This is a genomic window from Pseudarthrobacter phenanthrenivorans (genome assembly GCF_000813845.1).
GTDB classification, from domain to species: Bacteria; Actinomycetota; Actinomycetes; order Actinomycetales; family Micrococcaceae; genus Arthrobacter; species Arthrobacter phenanthrenivorans_B.
Window position 1 is genome coordinate 35,423 of record NZ_JWTB01000010.1, and the last position, 25,842, is coordinate 61,264.

The 25,842-nt window shown below is 66.8% G+C and carries 15 protein-coding genes and 2 tRNA genes; 11 read left to right on the top strand and 6 right to left on the bottom strand.

What is annotated here, in order from left to right:
- Positions 1-223: 223 nt before the first annotated feature.
- A complete protein-coding gene (locus RM50_RS05085) occupies positions 224-934 on the bottom strand; it encodes a 3'-5' exonuclease (protein WP_043450636.1) in 711 nt (236 codons plus the stop codon).
- A gap of 63 nt (positions 935-997) precedes the next feature.
- On the opposite strand from RM50_RS05085, the gene RM50_RS05090 reads away from it, so the two are divergent.
- The 3 genes from RM50_RS05090 to RM50_RS05100 are packed head-to-tail and all read left to right on the top strand — an operon-like array spanning position 998 to position 8,336.
- Entirely contained in the window at positions 998-1,414 is a 417-nt protein-coding gene (locus RM50_RS05090) for an MGMT family protein (protein WP_043450637.1), read from the top strand.
- Positions 1,411-4,797 carry an ATP-dependent helicase gene (locus RM50_RS05095; protein ID WP_043450638.1) on the top strand — a complete coding sequence of 1,129 codons (3,387 nt, stop codon included), beginning with the start codon at positions 1,411-1,413 and terminating at the stop codon, positions 4,795-4,797. The genes RM50_RS05090 and RM50_RS05095 overlap by 4 nt, the downstream gene beginning before the upstream one ends.
- Positions 4,794-8,336: an ATP-dependent DNA helicase gene (locus RM50_RS05100; RefSeq protein ID WP_043450639.1), complete on the top strand. Its 3,543-nt coding sequence runs from the start codon at positions 4,794-4,796 to the stop codon at positions 8,334-8,336. Before RM50_RS05095 ends, RM50_RS05100 begins: the two co-directional genes overlap by 4 nt.
- 115 nt (positions 8,337-8,451) lie before the next feature.
- Here the strand turns inward: RM50_RS05100 and RM50_RS05105 are convergent, their stop codons facing one another.
- Entirely contained in the window at positions 8,452-9,816 is a 1,365-nt protein-coding gene (locus RM50_RS05105) for a macrolide 2'-phosphotransferase (RefSeq protein ID WP_043450640.1), read from the bottom strand.
- A gap of 142 nt (positions 9,817-9,958) precedes the next feature.
- Between RM50_RS05105 and nudC the strand changes: the two genes are divergently transcribed.
- Genes nudC through RM50_RS05120 form a run of 3 tightly spaced genes read left to right on the top strand, consistent with a single transcriptional unit; the run spans position 9,959 to position 13,824 of the window.
- Positions 9,959-10,981, top strand: coding sequence for an NAD(+) diphosphatase (nudC, locus tag RM50_RS05110; RefSeq protein ID WP_043450641.1), 1,023 nt, complete (start codon positions 9,959-9,961; stop codon positions 10,979-10,981).
- Between the two features lie 54 nt (positions 10,982-11,035).
- Complete coding sequence (locus tag RM50_RS05115; RefSeq protein WP_043450642.1) at positions 11,036-13,171, top strand: ATP-dependent DNA helicase UvrD2; 2,136 nt, start codon at positions 11,036-11,038, stop codon at positions 13,169-13,171.
- Positions 13,168-13,824 carry a M48 family metallopeptidase gene (locus tag RM50_RS05120; RefSeq protein WP_052259975.1) on the top strand — a complete coding sequence of 219 codons (657 nt, stop codon included), beginning with the start codon at positions 13,168-13,170 and terminating at the stop codon, positions 13,822-13,824. The genes RM50_RS05115 and RM50_RS05120 overlap by 4 nt, the downstream gene beginning before the upstream one ends.
- Positions 13,825-13,919: 95 nt before the next feature.
- On the opposite strand, the gene RM50_RS05125 is transcribed toward RM50_RS05120, so the two are convergent.
- A complete protein-coding gene (locus RM50_RS05125) occupies positions 13,920-15,344 on the bottom strand; it encodes a zinc-dependent metalloprotease (protein ID WP_043450643.1) in 1,425 nt (474 codons plus the stop codon).
- 274 nt (positions 15,345-15,618) lie between these two features.
- Between RM50_RS05125 and RM50_RS05130 the strand changes: the two genes are divergently transcribed.
- From RM50_RS05130 to RM50_RS05150, 5 genes are all read left to right on the top strand, one after another.
- Positions 15,619-16,647, top strand: a complete 1,029-nt coding sequence (locus RM50_RS05130) for a YlbL family protein (protein ID WP_043450742.1) — start codon at positions 15,619-15,621, stop codon at positions 16,645-16,647.
- 176 nt (positions 16,648-16,823) lie between these two features.
- Positions 16,824-19,802, top strand: a complete 2,979-nt coding sequence (locus RM50_RS05135; protein WP_052259976.1) for a UPF0182 family membrane protein — start codon at positions 16,824-16,826, stop codon at positions 19,800-19,802.
- Between the two features lie 120 nt (positions 19,803-19,922).
- Positions 19,923-19,996, top strand: a tRNA-Met gene (locus RM50_RS05140).
- Between the two features lie 135 nt (positions 19,997-20,131).
- Positions 20,132-20,205, top strand: a tRNA-Met gene (locus tag RM50_RS05145).
- A gap of 137 nt (positions 20,206-20,342) precedes the next feature.
- Positions 20,343-21,275: a cytochrome b/b6 domain-containing protein gene (locus tag RM50_RS05150; protein WP_043450644.1), complete on the top strand. Its 933-nt coding sequence runs from the start codon at positions 20,343-20,345 to the stop codon at positions 21,273-21,275.
- A gap of 40 nt (positions 21,276-21,315) precedes the next feature.
- Here RM50_RS05150 and RM50_RS05155 read toward each other — a convergent pair whose 3' ends face one another.
- The 3 genes from RM50_RS05155 to RM50_RS05165 form a co-directional block, all read right to left on the bottom strand.
- Positions 21,316-22,743: a cryptochrome/photolyase family protein gene (locus tag RM50_RS05155; RefSeq protein WP_043450645.1), complete on the bottom strand. Its 1,428-nt coding sequence runs from the start codon at positions 22,741-22,743 to the stop codon at positions 21,316-21,318.
- A gap of 88 nt (positions 22,744-22,831) precedes the next feature.
- Positions 22,832-23,620 carry a PspA/IM30 family protein gene (locus tag RM50_RS05160; protein WP_043450647.1) on the bottom strand — a complete coding sequence of 263 codons (789 nt, stop codon included), beginning with the start codon at positions 23,618-23,620 and terminating at the stop codon, positions 22,832-22,834.
- 105 nt (positions 23,621-23,725) lie between these two features.
- A complete protein-coding gene (locus tag RM50_RS05165) occupies positions 23,726-25,786 on the bottom strand; it encodes a TPM domain-containing protein (RefSeq protein WP_043450648.1) in 2,061 nt (686 codons plus the stop codon).
- Positions 25,787-25,842 lie beyond the last annotated feature (56 nt).

A 25,842-nucleotide genomic window follows, 5' to 3' on the forward strand; every position in this document is an offset into this window, starting at 1 on the left:
AAACTTTATTGTCTCACTACGATGAATTCGGGGTGCTTCCCGAAGAACCGGCTCCTGCAGGAGACGTGGTCCGAATGATGTTCTGCTATTCCTGGAGTCCAGGTGCAGTGCGGGTCCTGCCCGGCGTGAATAGCGAATCCGTGCACGCCAGCGGGCAGGGGTTTTATTAACGAGCGTGACTGTGACTTGCCTCCCATATAGTTGGCGGCGTGCGCCGGGACCACTAGAAGCCACCCGCTGTGGCATCCCGGGGCGGCAAGACCGGCCAGTCACCCTCGATGACGGCGGCCGGCTTCGTTTTCCGGAGGTACTCCTGGAAGTCCGATGCCTGGCTGGTGGCCCAGTCCACCTGCAGCTGGTGCAGCTGGCTGGCCGGCATCATCAGCGTGGGGAATTTGCCCGCCATCGCATCCAGGACCCGGAGGGTGGCCAGGGCATCAGCTGCCGAGGTGTGGGCGTTGTCCAGGACCACGCCGTACTCCTCGCACAGCGCGCTGAGGGTCCGCTTGCCCTTGCGGTACCGGTCCACCTGCTTGTTCATGATGTAAGGGTCCAGGACCGGGAAGCGGGTGAGCTGCGGGATACCGTAGCGGGCGGATTCCGCCGCGAGGACGGTGAAATCGTAGCTGGCGTTGAAAGCAATCACCGGTGTACCGGCATCAAAGAGCTCCTGCAGTACGGCGGCGACCTCGCGCGTGACCTCATGCGCGGGCCTGCCGTCCCGCCTGGCCTGCTCCGTGGTGATGCCGTGCACATCGCTTGCCTCGGTGGGAATCTCCACCCCCGGATCAGCCAGCCACTCGTGCTCCTTGATGACGCCGCCTTCGTGGTCCACCACGGTGATGGACGCGGTAACAATTCGTGCCGCCCTTGAATTGCGGCCGGTGGTTTCAAGGTCGAAGGCTGCGCGCGGGAGGGTATTCCAGGAACTCATGCTTCAACGCTACGGGGACCCACCGACAATTCCGGGGAACGCCACTGCGGCTACATTGGATCAATGCGCAACGAGTACGTCCAGGCGGTCCCGGCCATTGTCCGGCTGGTGCCGGCGGGGTCGGCAGTGGCGTACGGAGACGTTGCCGAGCTCCTGGGATCGGGCGGCCCGCGCCAGGTGGGCTGGGTCATGAGCCACCACGGGGGCAGTGTTCCCTGGTGGCGGGTCCTCAAGGCCAGCGGCCATGCACCCGAGGGCCACGAGGCGGAGGCACTGCTCCGCTACCTTGACGAGGGCACACCCCTTGCAGGCAGCTACAGCTCCTTCCTGAAAACGGGGGAGGGCCGGTGGCGGGTGGACCTGGCGGCAGCGCGCTGGGCGCCGACGGACAGTGATTTTGACCGCATTGACGCCCTGGCCGAGGACCTGGAGCGCCGGCTCCATAAATTGTCGGTGCCTGATGATGGAATGATTGTGTGACAGTAACAATTCCTTTGACCGGCCCCCGGGGACCGCGCCGGCAGGAGCCGGACGAAGGCCAGGGGCAGGGCTATACCGGGGCTGGATCCCCGGCCGGCAGCCCGGCACCGCAAGCCAGCCCGGTCCTTCGCCTGCTGCCGCCACGGCGGGTGCACGCTGCCGCCCTTCCGCTCACCCCCGACCAGCAGGCGGCGGTCGACGTCGTCCAGGGTTCCGGGCCGGTCCTGGTGCCGGGGGCCCCCGGCACCGGAAAGACCACCGTCCTCGTTGAGGCAGCCGTCCAGCGGGTGGTCCGGGACGGCGTCGACCCGGAACGCATGCTGATCCTCGCGCCCACCCGCCTTGCAGCGGATTTCCTCCGCGACCGTTTCACTGCCCGGCTGGACCGGAGCCTCAGCACCACTCCGGCCAGGACGTGGGCCTCCTACGCGTTTGATCTGATCCGCCGCGCCAAAGCCGAAGGCGTCATCCCGCTTCCCCGTCCGCCCCGGCTGCTGTCCGGCCCGGAACAGGACCTCATCATCAAGGAGCTCCTGGAAGGCCACAGGATTCCGGGACTCGAACTGCCCTGGCCTGCAGATTTGCACGGTGCGTTGGAAACCCGCGGCTTCCGCCAGGAGGTGCGGCAGCTCTTCGACCGCATCATCGAGTCGGGCCGTACTGCCGGGGACCTCGCGCGGCTGGCGGATGAATGCGGCCGCCCGGACTGGAAGGCCGCAGCCGCCCTGTACGCCGAATACCGCGATGTCCTTGACCTGCGGATGCCGGAAGCCTTCGACCCCGCAGGGATCATCACCGCGGCCCGGCAAATCTTCCAGGACGCACCGGATTTCCTCGCCGCGGAACGCTCCCGGCTGCAGGTCGTCCTGGTGGACGATATCCAGGAGGCCAACCCGGCCATCTTCGAGCTGCTCGCAGATATCGCGGCCGGCAAGGACAGTTACATCACTTCCTCCCCGGACACGGTCGTCCAGGGTTTCCGCGGAGCCCGGCCCGACCTTGTCGCCGAGCTGCCCCGGCTGCTGTCAGCCCAGGGCCCTGTCCTTGAGCGGCCCCTGTGGCACGCCCATGGCCTGGCGCCGGCAGTGGCAAAGGCATGGATGAGTGTGGCCGGCCGCATTTCGCAGCGTGCGGGCGGACAGCTGGCACGGCGCCTGGAGCCTCCCGTCCGGTCCGGGCAGCCGGACTCCGGTGGCGGCTCCGGCAACGTTGAGGCACATCTGGTACCCACACCTGTGCACGAACTGCGGTACGTTGCGCAACGGATCCTGGACCAGCACATCAACCACAACCGCGACCTGGCGGACATTGCCGTGATCGTACGCAACGGCGGCCAGGTCAGCGAGCTGCAGCGCTACTTGTCCGGGCAGGGCATTCCCGTCCAGGTGCCCGTGGCCGAGTCAGCCGTCCGGGACGAGGTAGCCGTGCGCCCGCTGCTGGATGCTTTCGCCATCGCCCTCGATCCTGGGCTGCTGACGCCGGAGGCTGCGGTCTCGCTGCTTACATCCCGGATCGGAGGCGCCACCTCCATTGAGCTGCGCAGGCTCCGGCAGTCCCTGCGGCGTGAGGAACTCCTGGGCGGCGGCGGCCGCGCCAGCGACGCGCTGCTGGTTGAGGCACTGCTGGAACCCGGCGCGCTGGGTGCCCTGGGCATCGAAGGCCGGGCCGCGCGGCGTACGGCCCGGATGATCCAGGCCGGACGCGAGGCAGCCGGACTGGCCGGCGCCAATGCCGAATCCGTCCTGTGGGCCATCTGGAATTCCACCGGGTTGTCCACTGCCTGGACAGCCACCGCGTTGGCGGGGGGACCCCACGGGGCGCGTGCCGACCGCGACCTTGACGCGATGATGGCGCTCTTCCACACGGCGGAACGCTACGTGGACCAGATGCCCGGCGCCGGTCCGGAGCAGTTCCTGGAATACCTCCTCAACCAGGAGCTTCCCATGGACACCCTCGCCGCCCGGGCGCAGGTTGATGATGCCGTGGAACTCATGACGCCGGCCAGCGCGGCGGGCCGGCAATGGCCCGTCGTCATCATCGCGGGACTGCAGGAGGGAGTATGGCCCAACACCAGGCTCCGCGGTGAACTGCTGGGCAGCACACTGTACGCGGACGCGGTGGAACATGGTCCGGAGTACGCCCTCCGGCGCGACCCGCTAAGCCGGCTGCGCGACATCCGTTACGACGAACTCCGCAGTTTTTCCACGGCGGTATCCAGGGCGCGGGAACTGCTGCTCTGCACGGCGGTCTCATCCGAAGACGACCAACCGTCGTCTTTCCTGGACTTTGTTGCACCCTTGGAACCGGGGGAGGAGGACCGGACCTTCACCAAGGTGGAACGGCCCATGACGCTGCGCGCCCTGGTCGCTGAGCTTCGGCAGCACGCCCAGCTGGCCGGGAAGCACTCCGGAGACGGGGCCGGCAATCTGAAGGACGGAACCGCGCAGGCGGAGGAAGCTGCACGGGTCCTGGCACACCTCGCGTCGGTGGAGCCGCCTGTCCCCGGGGCGCACCCCAACACCTGGTGGGGGCTTGCCCCGCTGACGTCCGCCGAAGCAGTGGTCCCCCCGGGAGGAACAGTGTCGGTATCCCCGTCCAAGGTGGAGACCGTGCAGAAATCGCCCCTGGATTGGTTCGTCCAGGCAGCGGGCGGGGAACCGGCCACGGACTTCGCCCGGAGCCTTGGCACGTTGGTGCATGCGATTGCGCAGGACATGCCCGATGCCTCCGGCTCCGAGTACGTTGCCGAACTGGTGCGGCGCTGGCCGGCCCTGGGCATGAAGGACAACTGGGAGGGCAGGCTGGACTTCCAGCGCGCCGAGGCCATGGTCCGCAAACTGGCGCAGTATGTGCTGACCATGAGGAGTGAAGGCCGGAGCCTGCTGGCAGTCGAGCAGGACTTTGAAGTGGCCCTGGGCAAGGTGACCGTGGACGAAGCGGCCCCGCGTGAAGCGGTGCTGCGTGGCCAGGTGGACAGGTTGGAAATCGACGGCGAAGGCCGTCTGGTGGTGGTCGACCTCAAGACAGGCAAGCGCCAGCCAGGCAAGGATGAGCTGTCCCGCCATCCACAGCTTGGCGCCTACCAGGCTGCCGTGCTTGCCGGCGGCTTCGACGCCGGCCTGGGTGAAGCCCGGAGTTCGTCGGGCGGCGCGGTGCTGGCCCAGCTCGGCACCAGTGCCGTCAACCCGGCAGTCCAGCAGCAGGAACCACTCGATCCCGTTGAGAACTGGGCACTGGACATGGTGACGGAGGCGGCTGCGGTGATGGGCGGAAACGAATTCACCGCCCGTCACGATCCGGCCAAGGGAAGCCACGGCGGCCACGGCTGCAGGCTCCCGGAGGTTTGCCCATTATGTGTGCGTGGAAGGCAGGTCACCGAATGAGCGAGGCCCTGGCAGCGGAGGACACCACCCCCGCGGTTCGCTTCAGTCCCGAAGAATTGACCGCGATGCTCGGCGGAAGCAACATGCCCACACCCGAGCAATCCGCCATCATTTCGTCCCCCCTTGCACCCAGGCTGGTCATTGCCGGGGCCGGTTCTGGAAAGACGGCCACCATGGCAGACCGGGTGGTGTGGCTGGTGGCCAATGGATGGGTCACCCCCGAACAAGTCCTGGGCGTCACCTTTACCCGGAAGGCAGCCGGAGAACTCGCCAGCAGGATCCGGTCCAAGCTCCTGGCTTTGCAGCGACTGGCCGCCAGGGAGACCGCACGCGGCGTCTTCCCGGACGGCCTGCTCAGCAGCGACGCCCTCGAACCCAAAGTATCCACGTACCACTCGTTCGCCAGCGGCATCGTCTCCGACTACGGACTGCGGCTGGGGGTGGAGCGCGACGTGGTCCTGCTGGGCGGCGCGCAGGCCTGGCAGCTGGCCAGCGAGGTGGTGGAGGCCTACGACGGCGAGTACGCCCACTTCCGGGCCGCAAAGTCCACCCTGGTGAAGGCCGTCATCCAGTTGGCGGGTGAGTGCGCCGAACACCTCCAGGAACCCGAGGACGTTGAAGCGTGGCTCATGGGGCGCCTTTCGGAGTTCGAGTCCCTGCCGTACGTGGCCGGCAAGAAACGGAACGCTTCCAAGGCCGCCCTGGATCTCGGGGCAATGCTCCGGACCAGGGCAAGCGTCGCGGACATGGTGGGGCGGTATGCAGCAGCCAAGCGGGGCCGTGGTGCGCTCGATTTCGGCGACCTGGTGGCGCTCGCCGCGAAGGTGGCGCAGGACGTTCCGCTGGCCGCCCGGATGGAACGACAACGGTACAAAGTAGTCCTCCTCGACGAGTTCCAGGACACGTCGCATGCGCAGTTGGTCCTCTTTTCACGGCTCTTCGGCGAAGGCCATGCAGTGACGGCGGTAGGGGACCCAAACCAGTCAATCTATGGTTTCCGTGGCGCCTCGGCAGGCCAACTGTTCCATTTCGTCCGCGAGTTTCCCGTCCGAACCGATGCGACGGACGGGAGCAACGGCTGGGCGCCGGCTCCCACCTCATACCTGACAACAGCATGGCGGAACGGCCGGTCAATCCTTGCCGCGGCCAACGTGATGTCACAGTCCCTGAGCCGTACCGCGGCGCAGAATGCCCCTGCCGGAGGCAAGGCAACTACAGCTGAAGTACCGCCGCTCCAACCCAGCCCGCACGCCGTGGAGGGCACTGTGGTGCTTGGCCGCTTTGCCAGTGACGTCGATGAAGCTGCCGCACTGGCAGACGACGTCCTGAAATACCGGGTGACCGACTTTGAGCGGAAGGCTGACGGCACCACCGAACCGCCGGCGCTGGCAGTCCTGTGCCGCAGGCGGGCCCAAATGGAGCCCGTCCGGCGCCAGTTCGAGGCGAGGGGGATTCCCTACGAGATCGTGGGTCTTGGGGGGCTCCTGGACACGCCGGAAATCGTGGACCTGGTGGCTACGTTGCGCGTCCTCGCCGATCCCGGCAGGTCGGACGCCCTCATGCGGCTGCTTGCGGGCGCCCGGTGGCGGATCGGTCCCGCCGACCTCATGGCTTTGCGCGACTGGTCCAGCCAGCTTGCCCGCAGGCGTGGAAAGGTGGTCAACAGTTTCGACGGCGATAACCCTGACAGCGACACCGATGAAGCTGACGCTCCGGTCCTCGAAGGGGACCTGACCGACGGCGCCAGCCTGGTGGAGGCCTTGGATTTCCTGCCCCGGGAGGGGTGGACATCGTCCAACGGCCGCACCCTCACGTTCGAGGCGCGCAGCAGGCTGGCCCGGTTGTCCACGGAGCTGCGTCAATTGCGGGGTTACCTGGGTGACGACCTCATTACGCTTTTGGGCGAAGTGGAACGGGCCATGTTGCTTGACATTGAAGTGGCGGCGCGGCCGGGGATCAGCATTCACCAGGCCCGGCGCAACCTTGATGCCTTCCACGACGCAGCCGCGGGATTCCTCCGCACCTCACAGCGGGTGGACATCCTGGCTTTCCTGGCTTGGCTGGAAGCCGCAGCGGCGGAAGAGAACGGATTGGAAGCCCCGGCGAGCGATGTCAACCGCGAAGCCGTCCAGCTGTTGACTGTCCATGCTTCCAAAGGCCTGGAATGGGACGTTGTTTTTGTCCCCGGATTGAATGCAGGTGCCTTTCCCAGCGACCGGGACTCGCGCTGGAGCAGCGGAGCGGCTGCACTGCCGTGGCCCCTTCGCGGCGACCGGGCCGACCTCCCGCAGTGGGATCTCGACCAGCCCGACCAGAAAGGCTGGCTGGACGCCGAGAAGATCTTCAAATCCGACGTACAGGCACACGGTGAATCGGAGGAGCGGCGGCTGGCCTACGTCGCCTACACACGGGCGAAGCATGTCCTGTGGGTCTCCAGTTCCGCCTGGGTGGGTTCACGGGCCGGCCGCGCGGAAATGTCCCCCTTCCTGGCCGAACTCGAATCCTTGGCCCCGGCCGCCGGTGGTGCTGCCGCTGCTGGCGTCCGTGTTCATCAGTTGTCGCTTGCCGAGGCAGCGCTGCCGGATTCGAGTCCGCTGACACTTGGAACGGAAGAAGCGTGCTGGCCCTACGATCCCCTCGAAGGACCCGTTGATCCGCGGGATGGCGCACGGTTGAGGCTGGTCCCGGGCCGCCGGACGGCCATGGAAGCGGCCGCGCGAAGAGTACTCGCAACCCTGGAGGACGGCGGAAGCGGGTGGCAGCCCGCGGAAGCCCCGCAGGAAGGCAACGTCCCGCCGGCGGGCAGCCCCGGGCAGGGGCGCGGGACCTTGGCGCAGGGACGGCCTGGCCTCAGCGGCGCGGCCGCGGGCTGGGCGCGGGAAGCAGCGCTGCTGCTGGAGCGCCGGTCACGGCGGCGGGATGGCCACGATGTACACCTGCCCACCCATATCTCCGCCTCCACCCTGGTTGACCTGGGGGACGATCCGTCGGCGGTGCTGGGCCGGTTGCGGCGGCCCGTTCCGCGCGAACCGGGGATGTCAGCACGGAAGGGAACAGCTTTCCATGCGTGGGTGGAGGAGTACTTCGGAAATGCCGGAATGCTCGACCTCGGCGAAGCCCCGGGTTCAGACGACCACATCGACGCCGCCTACGATCTCGATGAGATGGTGGCTACCTTCAAAGCTTCCCCGTGGGCCCACAGGTCCCCGGCGTTCGTTGAAGTCCCGGTGGAAACCAGGGTGGGGGAGGTGGTGGTGCGCGGCCGGGTGGATGCGGTGTTCCGCGACGCGGACGGTCGCTGGGACCTGGTGGACTGGAAGACCGGCCGCCGCCCGTCCGCCGCAGAACTGAGGACACGCTCGATCCAGCTGGCCGTGTACCGGCTCGCGTGGGCGCGCCTTAAAGACGTTCCACTGGAGGAGGTGCGGGCTGCTTTCTTCTACGTTGCGGACAACGCGATCGTGCGGCCGCACGATCTTGGCTCGGCGGCTGAACTGGAGGGAATCATTGCCGCTGCCCTGAATCGGCCATCATCCTGACCAGGCGTTCATCCTGACCAGGCCTTCAACCCGACCAGCCCCCTTGCCCGGGCCTCTCCCTGCGCGGTGGCGGGCACGTTGGACGGCGGGATGTTCCGGATGCCGGGCCGCTGGTTCAGCCTTGTTTGACGTTGATGACCGAGATGGCTGCCGTCGATGTATCGTCCGGATCGCCGGCCCTTTCGTCCGATACCCCGGCCGGCCCGGCGTGGGGCACGTCCGAGGGCTGCACACTTGCCGCCGGTGGTTCCACTGGGATGGGCGCCACGTGCACCGCAGGCTGCGCTGGTACAGGAATGACCGTCACGGCAGGAGTGACCGCGGAACTGCCGCTACCGGTGGCGGGGTTCACCATAGCCTGAATCGGCGGCGTTGCGGCCGCGCTGGCCGTTGAGGCAGGACCGCCGGCTGCGCCCGTTCCCGGCCCTGCGGCAGGACCGGGGGTCGCTGCGGGACCAGGGCTCGACGCGGGACCAGGGCTCGACGCGGGACCGGGGCTCGAGGCGGGACCGGGCGCCGCTGCGGCGCCGGGGGCCGGGAGCGGCTCGACGCTGATCGGCTGGCCCCCGTACTCGGCGATATCGCTCGCCAGGCTCGCCAGCATGCCCTCAGCCTCGGTGACCATGTCCTGGTCACCGGCCGCGAGGCCCTTGACCAGGTACTGCGCCAGCGCGAATTCAGCGGACAGGGCAGCACGGCGCAGCAGGTGCTGGTCCGGGGCGTCCCGCCGGCTGGAGGTGTACGCCTTCAGCACGGCATCGATGAAGTCCTGTTCATTGGAAGCGACCAGCCAGGCGAAGTCGTCCGCGGGGTCGCCGATGCGCAGGTCCGTCCAGCCGGTGACAGCGGTGACCCGTCCCTGCTCCACCAGCAGGTTGTCTTCGTGCAGGTCGCCGTGCACCACGCAGGGGTTGAAACGCCAGAGCGAAACATCCTCCATCGCGTGTTCCCAACGGCGCAGCAGCCCGGCCGGAATCTTGCCGGTGGTGGCTGCCTGGTCCAACTCGTTGAGCCTCCGCTGGCGGAACTCGTTCGGGGTGTAACTGGGCAGGTCGGCATTGTTGACCAGCGACCGGGGAAGGTCGTGGACCGCCGCGAGTGCCGAGCCGATCTCGCGCGCCAGTCCAGCCGGCCCTGAGGTCAGTTCCTCGACGCTGCGGGTGCTGCCGGACAGGTGGGAATAAACGAATGTAGTGAGGCTTCCGAGCCGTACGCTCCCGGCCACTGTCGGCATCAGGAACGGCAGTTCGGCCCGGACGCCGGGAGCGAAAGCCCGCAGAACCAGGAACTCCGTTTCCAGCCTGGCACTGGCTTCGGCATGCCGCGGCGACCGGACCCGCCACCGCTTGCCTTCGGAATCAAGGAGCAGTGCCGAGTCGAAGTCCGCGGGGTCATCCGGCGCAGAGCTAACGGCCGTCGGGGTCAGTCCTGGGACTGCCGCGGTTGCAATTGCCGCCAGTTCAATCGGTTTTCTTCTCACCGTTCCACGGTAGATCGCCCGCAGTCCCAGACGGCGGTCCGGTCGCGGCGAGTCTCCAGATAGCTGCCGATCGTGGAGTTCCGGCCATCACATCCATCCGCTGGAAATGTGAAATGTCCGTGGCAGTCAGTACGGTGGAACCATGAGCCATGCGGAGTCAGTAACACCCGTCCACCAGGCTGCGCCGGCACGGCTGCCGGCAAACCATTTGGTGGATACCCTCCTCCCGGTACGGCCCGCCTTGGTGGACCGCGGATCCGTCGCACGCGCCAGGCCAGGAATGGTCGAGGACCTGCTCGCCGGACCGGATGCCGTGGCCGCCGTCCTGTCGGGGCGGCAGGGGCTGGTGCGGGGCAGCGACCTGGTGCTGACCGGGGCCAGGGAACTCCTCGCCGCGCTGACCGCGGCCGGATCCGCACCGGACCTCGTGGTGTACCTGGGCTCGGCGCTGCCGGCCAGCGATCTTCCGGCCGGAACGGAACTGCTGCTGTTCGTCCTGCCCCAGCCGCAGGAACCGGGCACCGGCGGCATTCCCTCGGATGCGGCCTGGGCGGGGTTCCGGGAGGTGGCGGCCGGCCTGACGGCCACCTCCACAGCCTTGTTCGTGGAAGCCAGCGCCATCGCCAACTGGCACGCCGCCCACACGCACTGTCCGCGCTGCGGCACACCTACCGTGGTCCAGTCCGGCGGCTGGGTGCGACGATGCCCCGCTGACAATTCAGAACACTTTCCGCGGACCGATCCCGCCATCATCGTCACGGTGGTCGGCCCCGACGGCCGGCTGCTCCTGGGCGGAGGCGGCCCCCTCGACGCCCGGAACTACTCCACCCTGGCCGGATTCGTGGAGCCCGGGGAATCCCTCGAAGAGGCCGTCGTACGCGAGATCCAGGAGGAAGTAGGGGTCAGGGTCAGCGCCTGCCAATACCTGGGCTCCCAGTCGTGGCCGTTCCCGGCCTCCCTTATGCTTGGATTCACCGCCGCCACCGAAGACACCCAGGCAACGCCCGACGGCGTGGAGGTCACCAGGGCACGTTGGTTCAGCCGCGAGGAACTCCAGGACGCGGTACTCAGCGGAGAGATCACCATTTCCAGCAGGCTGTCCATCGCCCGTTCCCTGATTGAGCACTGGTACGGCGGCCGGATCCTGGACCACGGCGAAGCCTAAGCATTCCATCCACCAGACTCCAGCACGCGGTAGTCGAGAAACAAAGCAGCAGAAGTGACTACAGAACAATTTGACGGAGCAGCCTCCCTCGAGGACCGCATCCTTGGAGGGCTTGACGCGGAACAGCGTGAGGTGGCCAGCACCCTGAACGGCCCACTGTGCGTCCTCGCAGGCGCAGGGACCGGGAAGACCCGCGCCATCACCCACCGCATTGCGTACGGCGTGCACTCGGGCGTCTACACGCCGCAGCGCCTGCTGGCCGTCACGTTCACCGCACGGGCAGCGGCGGAAATGCGCAGCCGTCTGCGCGACCTGGGCGCCGGAAACGTGCAGGCCCGCACCTTCCACGCCGCGGCCCTGCGCCAGTTGCAGTTCTTCTGGCCGCAGGCCGTGGGCGGCACGCTGCCCAACCTGCTGGACCACAAAGCCCAGATGCTTGCCGAGGCCGCGCGGCGGCTGCGGCTCAGCACCGACCGTGCCTCCATCCGGGACCTTGCCTCTGAAATCGAATGGGCCAAAGTGTCCATGCTGACGCCGGCCAACTACCTCGAAAACGCGCAGGGGAGGGGGGCGCCCGGCGGTTTCGACCTCACCACTGTGGCACGGGTCTTCCAGTCCTACGAGGACGTCAAGACCGACCGCAATGTCATCGACTTCGAAGACGTCCTGCTGATCACCGTGGGCATCCTGCAGGAGGATGAAAGGGTGGCCGCCACGGTCCGGGAACAGTACCGGCACTTCGTGGTGGACGAGTACCAGGACGTCTCCCCGCTGCAGCAGCGGCTGCTGGAGCTCTGGCTCGGCGGACGGGACGAACTGTGCGTGGTGGGTGACGCCAGCCAGACCATCTACTCGTTTACCGGCGCGTCGCCCCGGCACCTCCTGGACTTCAAGGCCCGCTACCCGCAGGCGAACGTGGTCAAGCTGATCCGGGACTACCGCTCCACTCCCCAGGTGGTGAAGCTGGCCAACGACCTCCTGGGGGCCCGCCGCAGCGGCGGCCCCGCCGCCGACGCCGCCTGGGCTGCGCCCCTGAAGCTCGTGGCGCAGCGGCCCGCCGGGCCCGAACCCCAGTTCACGGAGTGCACGGATGACGAGGCCGAAGCAGCCACCGTGGCGCAGAAGATCAAGGCACTGCTCGACGCCGGCACGCCGGCCAGCGAGGTGGCAGTCCTTTTCCGCACCAACGGCCAGTCCGAGGCGTACGAACAGGCACTGGCGGCGGCAGGCATCGGATACCAGCTGCGGGGAGGCGAGCGCTTCTTCGCCCGCAAGGAGGTCCGTGATGCCATCCTCCAGCTCCGCGCCGCCACCCGGGCCGTGTCAGAAGCGGACTCCGCCGAACCCCTCGGGCAGCTCGTCCGCGACATCGTCTCCTCGCTCGGCTACACCGATTCGGCTCCGCACAGTGGTGGAGCGCTGCGCGAACGCTGGGAATCCCTGGCCGCGCTGGTGGCGCTCGCCGACGAACTTGTGCAGAACCGGGGGCCTGGATTCGGGCTGGCGGACTTCGTCAACGAACTCCAGGAACGCTCCCTCGCCCAGCACGCCCCCACCGTGCAGGGCGTAACGCTCGCGTCCCTGCACGCCGCCAAGGGCCTGGAATGGGACGCCGTCTTCCTCGTGGGCCTCAGCGAAGGCTTGATGCCCATCTCCTTCGCCGACTCACCGGAATCGGTGGACGAGGAACGCAGGCTCCTCTACGTGGGCATCACCCGTGCCCGCGAACACCTGTCCCTCTCCTGGAGCACCGCACGGACACCCGGCGGCCGGGCCAACCGCAAGCCCTCGCGCTTTCTTGACGGATTGCGGCCAAACTCTGTTGCCACCTCGAGCACCAAGGGGAAGGGAAGCGCTCCGCGCCGCAAGGCTGCGGCCCCTGCCGTGTGCCGGGTCTGCGGCAGCATGCTCGCTACCGGCGCCGAACGCAAGGTGGGCCGATGCAATGCCTGCCCTCCCACGTACGAGGAACAGACGTTCGACGCCTTGCGCAACTGGCGCCGGGACGTTGCGCAGTCCGCGGACGTCCCTGCATTCGTGGTCTTTACCGATGCCACCCTCACCGCCATCGCCGAAGCAAGGCCGGAGTCGCTCGAACAGCTCGCGGGACTCGCCGGCGTCGGCCCGTCCAAGCTTGAACGGTACGGGGAAGACGTCCTCCGGGTGCTCGCCGAAAGCTCCGTCCTGTGAGGCGCGGCGCCGGCACCGGCCCCCGCCAGCCTGCCCCCGCCCTGACCACCTCCGACGGCTCTCCCGTTGAAGTACGGCGGTCTGCGCGGCGCACCCGTACCGTTGCCGCATTCTGGGAGGACGGAACGGCGGTGGTTGCCATCCCGGCCCGCTTTACGGCCGCCCAGGAGCGGGAATGGGTCCACCGCATGCTGGCCAAACTCCATAAACAGGGGGAGCGGCAGGCCGCGGCCGGCCGGCGGCGTCCCGCCACGGACGAAGCCCTGGCCGCCCACGCGGCCCGGCTGTCCGCCGACTACCTCGGCGGCCGGTCAGTGCCCACCTCCGTCCGCTGGGTCACGAACCAAAACTCCAGGTGGGGTTCCGCCACGCCGGCGGAGGGCACCATCCGGTTGTCGGACAAGCTCCGGCCCATGCCGCAGTGGGTCATTGACTACGTCCTGCTGCACGAACTGGCCCACCTTCTGGTGGCCTCCCACAACGCGGCGTTCTGGAAGCTGCTGGAGGCGTATCCCGAAACCCAGCGGGCCAAGGCCTTCCTCGAGGGCGTCTCGTTCGCCACGTCCCGTGGCCTCACGAAGGCCGGTCAACCGGCCGACAACGCCGGGGACGGCATGGAGCCTGCGGGCAGCTGGTCCGGCGACGCCGACTAGGCGCGCAGAACCCCTGCCGCGGGATCAGAAGAGCTGGTCAAAAGAGTTGCCTTAAAAAGTGGCGGGCCAGGAAGTCCTGGCCCGCCACTGCTGTGTCAGTTCGTTGACGGCCGGCCGCCGCCGTCGTCGTCCTTGCCGCCGGCGTCCCCGGCACCGCCCTCATCACCGGGCGTTTCGTCGAAGCCGCCACTGAGCAGTTTCTGCAGGGCGTCGTCCACCTCGCTGTCGCTCGCCTCGGCGAGCTTGCGGCGCGAGCTGAAGCCCTTCGGATCGTCGAGGTCTTCGGCGGTGGGCAGCAGGTCGGGGTGGTGCCAGATGGCGTCCCGGCCCTCGATGCCGCGTTCCTCCTTGAGCGTGGCCCACAGGGTAGCGGCGTCACGCAGCCTGCGGGGCCGCAGTTCCAGTCCCACCAGGGATGCGAAGGCGTGTTCGGCGGGGCCGCCGGTCGCCCGGCGGCGCCGCACCGTCTCGCGCAAGGCGCCGGCAGAAGGGAGGACCTTTTCCGTTGCAGCCGCAGTCAGCTCGTCCACCCAGCCCTCGACGAGGGCCAGCGCCGTCTCGAGCTTCTCCAGTGCCTGCTCCTGGGCGGGCGTCCGCTGGGGCATGAAAACGCCCTGCGACAACGCCTCCTGGATGCCCTCCGGATTGCTGGGATCAAGGTCGCGGGCCAGCTCCTCGATACGCGACGTATCGATATGGATCCCGCGGGCGTAGGCCTCGATGGCGCCCAGCAGGTGTCCGCGCAGCCACGGAACCTGCACGAACAGCCGGGCGTGCGCGGCTTCCCGGACGGCGAGGAACAGCCGGATGTCGTTTTCGGGGAGGGACAGGCCCTCGCCGAACGCCGCAACGTTGGCGGGCAGGAGCGCCATCTCAAGGTCGGCAAGCGGGACGCCGATGTCGGTGGAGCTCACAACGTCTTTGGAAAGGGCGCCGATGGCCTGCCCCAGCTGCATCCCGAAGATGGCTCCGCCCATGTTCTGCAGCATGGAGGAGGCGCCGCCCATCATGGACTTCATTTCCTCGGGCATCTGCTCCGTCATGGCGGAGGACAGCGCGTTGGCGATGCTGTTGGCCACGGGTTCGGTCAGCCGCTTCCAGGTGCCAAGGGTTGCCTCCACCCACTCCGCGCGGGACCACGCCTTGCCGATCAGGCCGGTTGCCGGCAGGTCCGTGACCGGGTCCAGCCACAGTTCGGCGAGGCGGAGGGCCTCGTCCACGTCGCGGGACTGCTGGGCAGTGACGGACGGGTCGGAGCTGCCGGCGGCCACCCTGCGGGCATTGTCGTGGGCCAGCGTCCAGTTGACGGGCCCTTCGGACGGTGCGCTCATCATGGCCTGCACCTGGGAGAACATCTGGGCCAGTACATTGGGGTCGTCCGGGAGGCCGGCAGCCTTGGCGAGTTCGGCGGGGTCGAAGTTTTCCATCCCCTTGCCGCCCATCAGGTTCTGCAGCATTTCGGCCAACGGGTCCTTGGGGGTGTCGTCGCCGTTGGACGGATTGAGTGGGTTGGAGGTCATGGTCCCGCCGATCGCTGGTGTGACTGGTGATCAACCTTCACGGTACCCCGGCAGGGGTCGGCTGTCTGCCGTCCGCCGCCGTCGTTCGCTCTAGGCAAAGCGGCCCGCCGCGCCGCCAGCGCGTACTGTTGGTGGGGTGACTACAACCCGTGGCGGCCATCCCTCCGAGGACCACGTTCCCGATCTTTCCCCCGTCCCCAACGCCGTTGCGTACGGTGCAGACAGCAGCTTCGCAACGGACGACGGCGGCCGCCGGGGAAGGCGGCTTTCCACCATGATGGTTGCCGGGCTGGCGGCGCTCGGGCTGGGAATCGCCGTCGGCACCCTGCCGGTGCCGTACGTCATTGAATCGCCGGGGCCCACCTACAACACGCTGGGGGACAGCCAAGGCCATCCCGTTATCAACGTGAGCGGCCACGAGACGTATCCGGCTAAGGGGAACCTCGACCTGACCACGGTGTATGTCGACGGCGGCCCTACCGGCCAGGTCAGTATCCTCAACGCCTTCTCCGCCTGGCTGGACGGGTCCAAGGCCGTGTACCCCGTGGAACTGATCTATCCCACGGGCACCACCAAGGAAGAGGCGCAGGAACAGAGCGCCGTGGCCATGGCCACGTCCCAGGAGAACGCGGTGGCCTCCGCCCTGAATGAACTTCGGATTCCCTTCGGGCAGCAGCTCCAGGCGGCGGACCTGTCCAAGGACTCCGCGTCCGCCGGGAAGATCCAGCAGGGCGACATCCTCAAATCCATCAACGGCAAGGAGATCACCGCGCTTAGCGTGATCCAGGATGAACTTGCCGCGGGCAAGGGTGCCCCGGTTTCCGTGACGGTTGAACGCGCGGGCCAGCCGGTCACGGTGGAGATCACGCCCAAGGACAACGGCCAGGGCCGCTTCATCCTCGGCGTCATGCTGAAGTACCTCTTCAGTTTCCCTTTCCAGGTGCAAATCTCGCTGGACAAGGTGGGCGGCCCCAGCGCCGGGCTGATGTTTTCGCTGGGGATTATCGACACCGTCACTCCGGGGGACCTCACCGGCGGCAAGCATATTGCGGGCACCGGCACCATCTCCCCGGACGGTTCGGTGGGGCCCATTGGCGGCATAGGCCAGAAGATGCGCGGCGCCCGTTCGTCAGGAGCCACCCTCTTCCTGGCGCCAGCCGCCAACTGCGATGAGGTGGCGGGCCACGTTCCCGACGGCCTGCAGGTGGTCCGGGTGCAGAACCTGTCGGAGGCCCGGCACGCGGTGGAACTGGCCGGCAGCGGACAGGACACTTCCGGACTTCCGGCCTGCGCGGGCAACTAAGCCGGGCCCAACTAGACTGGGCCCAACTAGACTCGACAGGAACTAAGCTTTACCGCCAGTCGTGGCACAGATGACGGACGAAACCAGCCGTTTGACCGGTACCGTACGTCGCTCGCATGCTTCGAATCTCGACGACCAGCTATGAGGTACCCAGTTTGTCCCGACCCGCCAGCACCATGTCCACCGGCAGACCACCATCACGACGCGGCGCCCTGACGCCAACCCTGATCGTCGTGGCCCTGGTGGTTGTGGGCTTCATCTTCTTCGCGAACGTCTGGACCGACGTCCTCTGGTACCGGCAGCTGGGCTTCATCGAGGTCTTCGTCACCGAAAACCTGGCCAAGATCGCCACGTTCGTTGCAGGCTTCGCGCTCATGTTCGCGGCGGTCTTCTTTTCCATCCGCATCGCCTACAACTCCCGTCCGGTCTACGCCCCGGACTCTGAGATCCGGGACAACCTCAACCGCTACCAGGCACAGCTGGAGCCTGTCCGCCGGATCGTCATGGTGGGCCTGCCGGTCCTCTTCGGCCTGTTCGCGGGCAGCGCGGCAGCCAGCCAGTGGCAGAAGGTCCTGCTTTTCTTCAACCAGGTGGGCTTCGGGCAAACCGATCCGCAGTTCAACATGGACATCAGCTTCTACCTGATGACCCTGCCCTTCCTGGGGTTTGTCACCGGGTTCCTGATCAGCGTGGTGGTGATCGCAGGCATCGCCGGCATCCTCACGCACTACCTGTACGGCAGCATCCGGCTGATGGAACGCGGCGTCTTCACCAGCCGCGCAGCGCAGATCCACATCGCAGTGACGGGCGCGGCCTTCCTGGTCCTGCTCGGCATCAACTTCTGGCTTGACCGCTACTCCTCCGTGCAAAGCAACGGCGGCCGCTGGGCCGGTGCGCTGTACACCGACGTCAACGCGGTCATCCCCACCAAGGCCATCCTCGCCGTCGCCGCCGTCCTGGTGGCGATCCTGTTCATCGTTGCCGCCGTCATCGGCCGCTGGCGCCTGCCCGTCATCGGCACGGCCATGCTGATCATCACCTCCATCCTGGCCGGGGGAGTGTATCCCTGGGTGATCCAGCAGTTCCAGGTCCGCCCGTCCGAGCAGACGCTGGAAAAGGAGTACATCCAGCGCAACATCGACAACACCCGCCGGGCGTACGGCCTGGACGGCGTCCAGGAGACCCGGTATGACGCCACCAACACGGCCAACACCGGCGCCCTCGCACCGGACGCGCAGACCACGGCCAACATCCGGCTCCTGGACCCGAACCTGATTTCCGACGCCTTTGCGCAGCTGGAACAGTACAGGCCGTACTACCAGTTCCCCAAGGCACTCAATGTTGACCGCTACGAGGTGGACGGCAAGATCCAGGACACCGTGATCGCGGTCCGCGAGCTGAACCCCACCAACGTGGCAACCAACCAGCAGGGCTGGCTGAACCAGCACGTGGTGTACACCCACGGCTACGGTGTTGTCGCCGCCAAGGGCAACAAGTTCACCGTGGACGGCAAGCCGGAGTTCCTGCAGTCCGGTATCCCGTCCACCGGCGTGCTCGGCAACGACACCACCTACGAACCCCGGATCTACTTCGGCGAATCCTCGCCCGAGTATTCCATCGTGGGTGCCCCCGACGGCGCCACCCCCCGTGAGCAGGACCGCCCCTCCGGCAAGGAAGGGGAGGGTGAAACCCAGTACACGTTCAAGGGCAACGGCGGCCCGAACGTCGGCTCCTTCTTCAACAAGGTCCTTTACGCCATCAAGTTCCAGTCCTCGGATCTGTTGCTCTCGGACGGCGTGAACCCGGAGTCGCAGATCCTGTACGACCGCAGTCCCCGGGAGCGTGTCCAGAAAGTGGCCCCGTACCTGACGGTTGACGGCGGAGCCTACCCCGCGCTGGTGGACGGGCGGGTCAAGTGGATCGTGGACGGCTACACCACCAGCCAGTACTACCCGTACTCGCAGCAGAAGCAGCTCTCGGATGCCACCACCGACTCCCAAACGAGTTCCGGCCGGGCAGTGGCCCTGCCCAACAGCACCGTGAACTACATCCGCAACTCGGTCAAGGCGACGGTGGATGCCTACGACGGTTCCGTCACGCTGTACGCCTGGGACGACACCGACCCCGTCCTGAAGGCCTGGCAGAAGGTCTTCCCGTCATCGCTGAAGCCGTACTCTGAGATGTCCGGTGCCGTGATGAGCCACGTGCGCTACCCGGAGGACCTGTTCAAGGTACAGCGTGAGCTGCTGGGCCAGTACCACGTGACCGACCCCATCAGCTTCTACAAGAACAACGACGCGTGGAGCGTGCCCGCCGATCCCACCGTGGACACCGACGTGAAGCAGCCGCCGTTCTACATGTCACTGCAGATGCCCGACCAGGAGAAACCGGCATTCCAGCTGACCTCGTCGTTCATCCCGCAGATCGTCAATGGAAACGCCCGCAACGTCCTTTACGGCTTCCTGGCCGCGGATTCGGACGCCGGGAGCCAGGCAGGCGTGAAGGCCGACGGCTACGGCAAGCTCCGGCTGCTCCAGATTCCGCCGGAAACCCAGGTTCCCGGCCCTGGCCAGGCGCAGAACAAGTTCAACTCCGACCCCACCGTGTCGCAGGCGCTCAACCTGCTGCGGCAGGGCGCCTCGGACGTCCTGAACGGCAACCTGCTCACGTTGCCCGTGGGCGGCGGCATCCTCTACGTCCAGCCGGTCTACCTCAAGTCCACCGGTGAGACGTCGTACCCCACCCTGCAGCGCGTACTGGTGGCCTTCGGTGACAAGGTGGGCTTCGCGCCGACGCTCGATGCCGCCCTCAAGCAGCTCTTTGGCGGGGATTCGGGTGCAGCGGCAGGTGACTCGGCCAACAACGGACAGACGCCGGCCGGTCCGGCAGCGCCGGCAACACCTGCGGAAGCGGATGCCAAGGCACAGCTGAAAGCAGCCCTGGACGAGGCAAACTCGGCCATCCAGGCAGGCCAGACGGCGCTTTCCGCCGGCGATTTCGCCGCGTACGGTGACGCGCAGAAGAGGGTTGCGGCGGCGCTGAAGAAGGCCATGGACGCGGAGGCCAAGATTCCGGTCACCGCTCCGGAGGCCAGCCCGGCCCCGGCGGCATCGTCCTCCCCGTCGGCTTCGCCGTCGCCCTCGGAAGGCAAGTAGGACGACGGCGGCGGCCCGGCATCCGGACCCTTCGTGGACCGGGTGCCGGGCCGGCGTAACGGACGTCACGCCGCTCCGATTTGGCCTGTGGTTCACCTCCCGGTAAAGTAGTTCTTGCGACGCGGGGTGGAGCAGTTCGGTAGCTCGCTGGGCTCATAACCCAGAGGTCACAGGTTCAAATCCTGTCCCCGCAACTGAGGAAAGGCCCGGACACTGGAAACAGTGTCCGGGCCTTTTGCTTTGCCCGGCAGCGGCCGGCCGTGCCACCGCCGCCGCGCCCGGGGACTGGTCGGGGGAGTCGGGAAAATAGGGTAGTGTTGATCAAGCGACGCGGGGTGGAGCAGTTCGGTAGCTCGCTGGGCTCATAACCCAGAGGTCACAGGTTCAAATCCTGTCCCCGCAACTTATGAAGGCCCCGACCGGCAGTTACGCCGGCCGGGGTTTTGTTTTTCCTTGGATGACCGGTGTTCCTAGTATTCTCTTTCGAAGGGTCCGCGATGTGCGGTGAGCCCCCGTCATTCCTGAGAGGTACGTTGTCCCATGGCCACACCCACGAAAAAGCCCGCCGCCGCGACGGGTAAGCGGTCACGGCTCTACTGGGTGGTTCCGGCCGTCCTCGTGGCAGTGGTCCTGGTGGTCCTGCTTGCGAAGCTCCTCATGGGGCTCCCGGCCGTGGCATCCTTTGTCGCTGACTACCCGGGACAATCCGAACTGCCGGACAACGCTCCGGTCGGATTCCCCGCCTGGCTGGCCTGGCAGCACTTCCTGAACGCCTTCTTCCTGCTCCTGATCATCCGCACGGGGTGGCAGGTGCGCACCACCACAAAGCCCAGCGGACACTGGACCAGGAACAACAAAGGCTTGGTCAAGACCAAAAATCCGCCTACGAAGATTACCCTTGAGCTCTGGTTCCACCTGACCCTTGACGCCCTCTGGATTATCAACGGGCTCGTCTTCGCGGTCCTGATCTTTGCCACCGGACAGTGGATGCGCATTGTCCCCACCAGCTGGGACATCTTCCCCAACGCACTGTCGGCCGCCCTCCAGTACGCCTCGCTGGACTGGCCCACGGAGGATGGCTGGATCAACTACAACGCGCTGCAGCTCCTGGCATACTTCGTCACCGTCTTCATCGCTGCCCCGCTTGCCTTCATCACGGGGGTGAGGATGTCCTCCGCCTGGCCGAAAAAGGCCGCAGGACTGAACAAGGCCTACCCGATCGAATGGGCCCGCGCCGTCCACTTCCCGGTGATGATCTACTTTGTGGCCTTCATCGCGGTCCACGTCTTCCTGGTGCTCACCACCGGTGCGCTGCGGAACCTTAACCACATGTACGGTGTCCGGGACGACGACGGCTGGTTTGGCTTCTGGGTGTTCCTCGCCTCCGTGGCGGTCATGGTGGCAGCCTGGTTCCTTGCCCGTCCGATCTTCCTGCGGCCCATTGCGTCCCTGATGGGCAAGGTCAGCCGCTGACCGAAGGGGTGCAGGCGGCTTTCGGGCCGGCAAGGGATGCTTAGGCTTCCTTGATCTTCTGGTACGCCTCAAGTGCCCGTTCCCGGGACTCCGGCAGGTCCACGAGCGGCTTCGGGTAGCCATCCGTCGTGGCCTCCCAGGGCTCATGGATCTGCTTGCCCTGAAGAGTTCTGAGCTCCGGAATGAAGGCCTTCAGGTAGCTGCCGCCGGCGTCGAACTTCCTGCTCTGGGTCACCGGGTTGAAGATCCGGTAGTAGGGGGAGGCGTCCGCCCCGGACCCGGCCACCCACTGCCAGTTCGCCGGGTTGTTGGCGGCGTCTGCATCCACCAGCGTGTCCCAGAACCATTCCTCCCCGATCCGCCAGTCAGCCAGCAGGTTCTTCACAAGGAACGAGGCTGCGGCCATCCGGACCCGGTTGTGCATCCAGCCTGTCTGCCACAGTTGCCGCATGCCTGCATCCACCAGGGGGTATCCGGTGTTTCCCTGCTGCCATGCCGCCAGTTCCTTCCGGCTTAATGAGGCCCAGGGGAAGTTATCGAAGGCGGGCCGGAAGTTTCGGGTAGCCAAATCGGGGTTGTGGTAGAGGAGGTGCCAGTTGAATTCGCGCCAGCCCAGTTCGGACTGGAAGGTACCGACGTCGGCGGGAATCTTTCCCGGGTGGCGCCGCCGGATCTCGCGCCACACCCGGAACGGACTGACCTCGCCGAAGCGCAGGTGCGGCGACAGCCTGCTGGTTCCCTCCGTGCCCGGCAGGTTCCGGCCGGTGCCGTATTCCTCAATGGGTCCGTCCAGGAAGTCCTCGAGGCGGCGGGCAGCGCCGTGTTCCCCCGGTTCCCAGGCTTCGGCCAGGCCGCCGCTCCAGTCGGGGGAACTGGGCAGCAGGTTCCAGCCGCCGAGTGTGTCGGTGGCGGGTAGCCCCCGGCCCGAATGTGCAGGTTCCGGCAGTTCCGTTGGGGCCTCCAGGGGGTCCCGGATCTCATGGGAGGCAAGGCAGGCCCGCCAGAAGGGGGAGTACACCTTGTAGGGGCCACCCGCGCCGGTGCGGATTGTCCAGGGCTCAAACAGGAGGTTCGCCTGGAAACTGGAGGCCTGGATCCCGTTGCTGCCGGCCCAATCCTTGAGGCCGGCGTCTATGGTCCGCTCCGGCTGGGCATACCGCCGGTTCCAGAAGATGTGGCTGGCGTTGGTCTGGCGGGCAAGCTTCCTGATGGTCTCGTCGGCGGGCCCCCGGCGGAGCACGAGCCGTGATCCCTTGCTTTCGAGGTCCGCGGACAGCGCGGCCAGCGAATGGTGCAGCCACCAGCGGGCGGCCCCGCCGAGCGGCCGCACGCCGTCGGACTCCTCGTCCAGGACGTAGACCACGGTCACCGGCTCCCCGCGGTGGGCGGCCTCGGCAAGGGCCGGGTTGTCATCCAGCCGCAAATCATCTCGCAGCCAGACCAGGGAAGTTCCTTCGGAAGACGTCATGGCACCACGCTACACACTGTGGAAACGCCAATGGCCGGGACCACGGTCCCGGCCATTGCCGTTTTGCCCCCTGCGATCGGGGTTGCCCTTAGAGTTTGTCGAAGTCGGCTTCTTCAACCGTTGATTCGGCGCCTGCCGGGTTGGCTGCGCCAAGCGCCGGCTTGGAGTTTCCTGCCTTCAGGGCTGCCAGCCGGGCCTCGATTTCCGTCTGCTCGCCCAGGTCTTCCAACTGGTTGAACTGGGCATCCAGGCTGGATGCTGCCAGTTCCTGCTGGCCGCGGACCTTGGCTTCCTCGCGGCGGATCTTTTCCTCGAAGCGGCCCACTTCGCTGGTGGGGTCCATGATGTCGATGCTCTTGATGGCATCGTGCACCTGGGACTGTGCCGCCGCCGTCTTGGACCGGGCCACCAGTTCGTTGCGCTTGCTGGTGAGCTGGTTGAGCTTGTTCTTCATCTGGTCCAGGCCGGATTTCAGCTTTTCGACCACTTCGCGCTGGGAGGCAATGCTCGGCTCGGCACCCTTGGCTTCGTTTTCGGCAGCCATCTGGCGCTGCAGCGCCACCTTTGCCAGGTTGTCGAATTTCTCGGCGTCCGCTACATCGCCGGCCGCACGGAACTCGTCAGCCTTTCGGGACGCGGCAAGAGCCTTGTTTCCCCAGTCCCGGGCATTCTTGACGTCTTCGTTGTAGTCGTCTTCCAGCATCCGGAGGTTGCCGATGGTCTGCGCCACGGCGGATTCCGCTTCGGCGATGTTGTTGGTGTAGTCGCGGACCATCTGGTCCAGCATCTTCTGCGGGTCCTCCGCGTTGTCCAGCAAGGAGTTGATGTTCGCCTTTGCCAGCTGCGCGATGCGGCCGAAAATGGACTGCTTAACCATGGTGTTTGCCTTTCGTCCTGCTCTGTGTTGACCACTGGAACCGGTGCACAGTGGTGTACTGCGTCTGTCCGCCCGCCGGGATCTGCCGGCGTCCGGCGGAAGTCTCTAGAAGCTGCCGGAGTCTCCGCCGCCGAAGTCCCCGCCTCCGAAGCCGCCGTCCCCGCCGCCGAAGCCTCCGCCGCCGCCGTCGCCCCAGCCGCCTCCGCCGCCTCCGCCGCCCCAGCCGCCGTGGCCGCCGTTGAGGATCGAGTTGATCAGGATGCCGCCGAGGATGGCTCCACCAAGGCCGCCACCCCCGCCTCCGCCAAACATGCCGCCCCGGTCGAAGCCCTGGTTGGCATAGCCGTCGAAGTGCTCCACATCGGCCTGCGCCAGCTGTGCCGCCTGCGCCGCCAGGGCATGGGCCTGCTGCGCATAGGTGAGCGCGGTGACAGGATCGGTGCGGGCGATCGACAGGGCATAGTCGAGGTTGCGCTGGGACTCGGCCAGCCGGGTCCGTGCCTCCGTGCCCACCCCGCCACGGCGGGCCGTGATGTAGTCGGACGTCGCGCTGATCTGTGCCTGTGCCGACATGATGGTTTGCTGCAGGGACGCCTGCGCGCGCCGGGCCTGCTCCTGCTGGTCGCGGATCCCGGTCAAAGCCTGGTCCAGTGACTGGTGGGCTGTTTCAACCCGTTGGAGCGTGGCGATGGGGTCGATCTTTCCACCCTGGATTTCGGATTTGACCTGTGCCAGGGCGGCTTCCACCGCCGCGACCGGCCCGGCAAGCTCGGCGTGTGCCCCGGACTGGATCATGGCTTTTGCCTGGGCCAGGTCCTGCGACGTGTCCACGACTGCCGTTTCCAGGCCGTTCCGGGCTTCATCGAGGTTGGCTGCCACTTTGGAGATGGCGTCGAGGAGGACGTTGGTCTGGTGCAGGCTCTCCTCAGCGGCGCGCACGGCAACGGCGGCAAGGCTTGCCTCGCCCTCGCCAAGCTTCTGTTGGGCCGTCTGGGAAGCGTTCTGCACAAAGGCAAGCCGTTCCTTGGCCTGGACGATGTTGTCAGCGACCTGGCTCAGGGCGCTGTCCGCGTACTTGGAGCGCATCCCGGCCAGCGACTGCTCGGCACTGGCAATCTTGGCATCGGCTTCGCGGGCCCCGGCGTTGACCGCCGCAAGGGCCTGCGGAGCGTTCTTCTCCAGTTCACGGAGGGAGTCGAAGTCCGCCTTCTGCTCCTGGAGGGATGCCAATGCGGCCTCGGACCGGCGGATGATCTCGCCGAGCCAGGTGCGCTGCTGCTCTTCGGTGTCCGGAATATGGTCGTCCAGTTGCTGCTGCAGCTTGAAGGACTCGGTCATATGGGCCTTCGCTTCGGCCAGTGCCTTGGTGAAATTCCCGACGGCGGCGTCACCGTACTGTGCCTGCGCGAAACCAAGTTCCTGTTCGCTGGATTTGATGGCGTCATCGGCCTCGATCAGCAGGGAACCGCTCTTCCGGCGGAGCTCCTCGACGCTGAGCGATGCCAGCGGGTCCAGTTCGGCGCCCTGGGGACCGTAGCTTCCACTGGAAGCGGCCTGGCCGGCAGCAGCCTTCTTCCGCCGGTTCCGGTAGTACAGGTATGCACCGCCGCCGGCCACCACCACGCCGGCACCAACCAGGACTCCGGCCCCTGCCCCGGCACCCGATGACACATTGCCACTGCCTCCACCCGCGGCGTCACCAACGGCTGACGCGGTATCGATGGCAGCTTGCGCGAAGTCCTTCTTGCCGCCGGCAAGATTGGCCACGATGGCGTTCTGCGTGATGTTGCTGCGCTTGGAATAGATGGCACTGGCGGAGTTGGGGGAGAAGTAGTACTTGCCCTGGTCCGTCGCGATTGCCAGGATCACGTCTGCCTTGCCCATGCCCTTTGCCTGCGCGACGGCATTGGACCAGGCGGCGGGATCGCTGGGGTTCTCGAACGACTTCACCGTTACCACGTACAGGTTGTACTTGTGGTCCTTCAACAGCTTCTGGATGGCATCCTGGACTTCGCCCTTCCGGCTGCCCAACACGTTTGCGTTGTCAACAATGTTGGTCCCGGAGGGAATGGTGACCGGGTCTTCGGCCCAGGCCGCGCCGGCGGGTACCGCCAGCAGCCCGGCAAGGCCGATCACGGCGAGGATACGTTTGAACTTTGACCGCATGTGCAACCCTTCAGCACGCCTGACACCGATTCGGGACGAATCAGTCGTCGAATCCA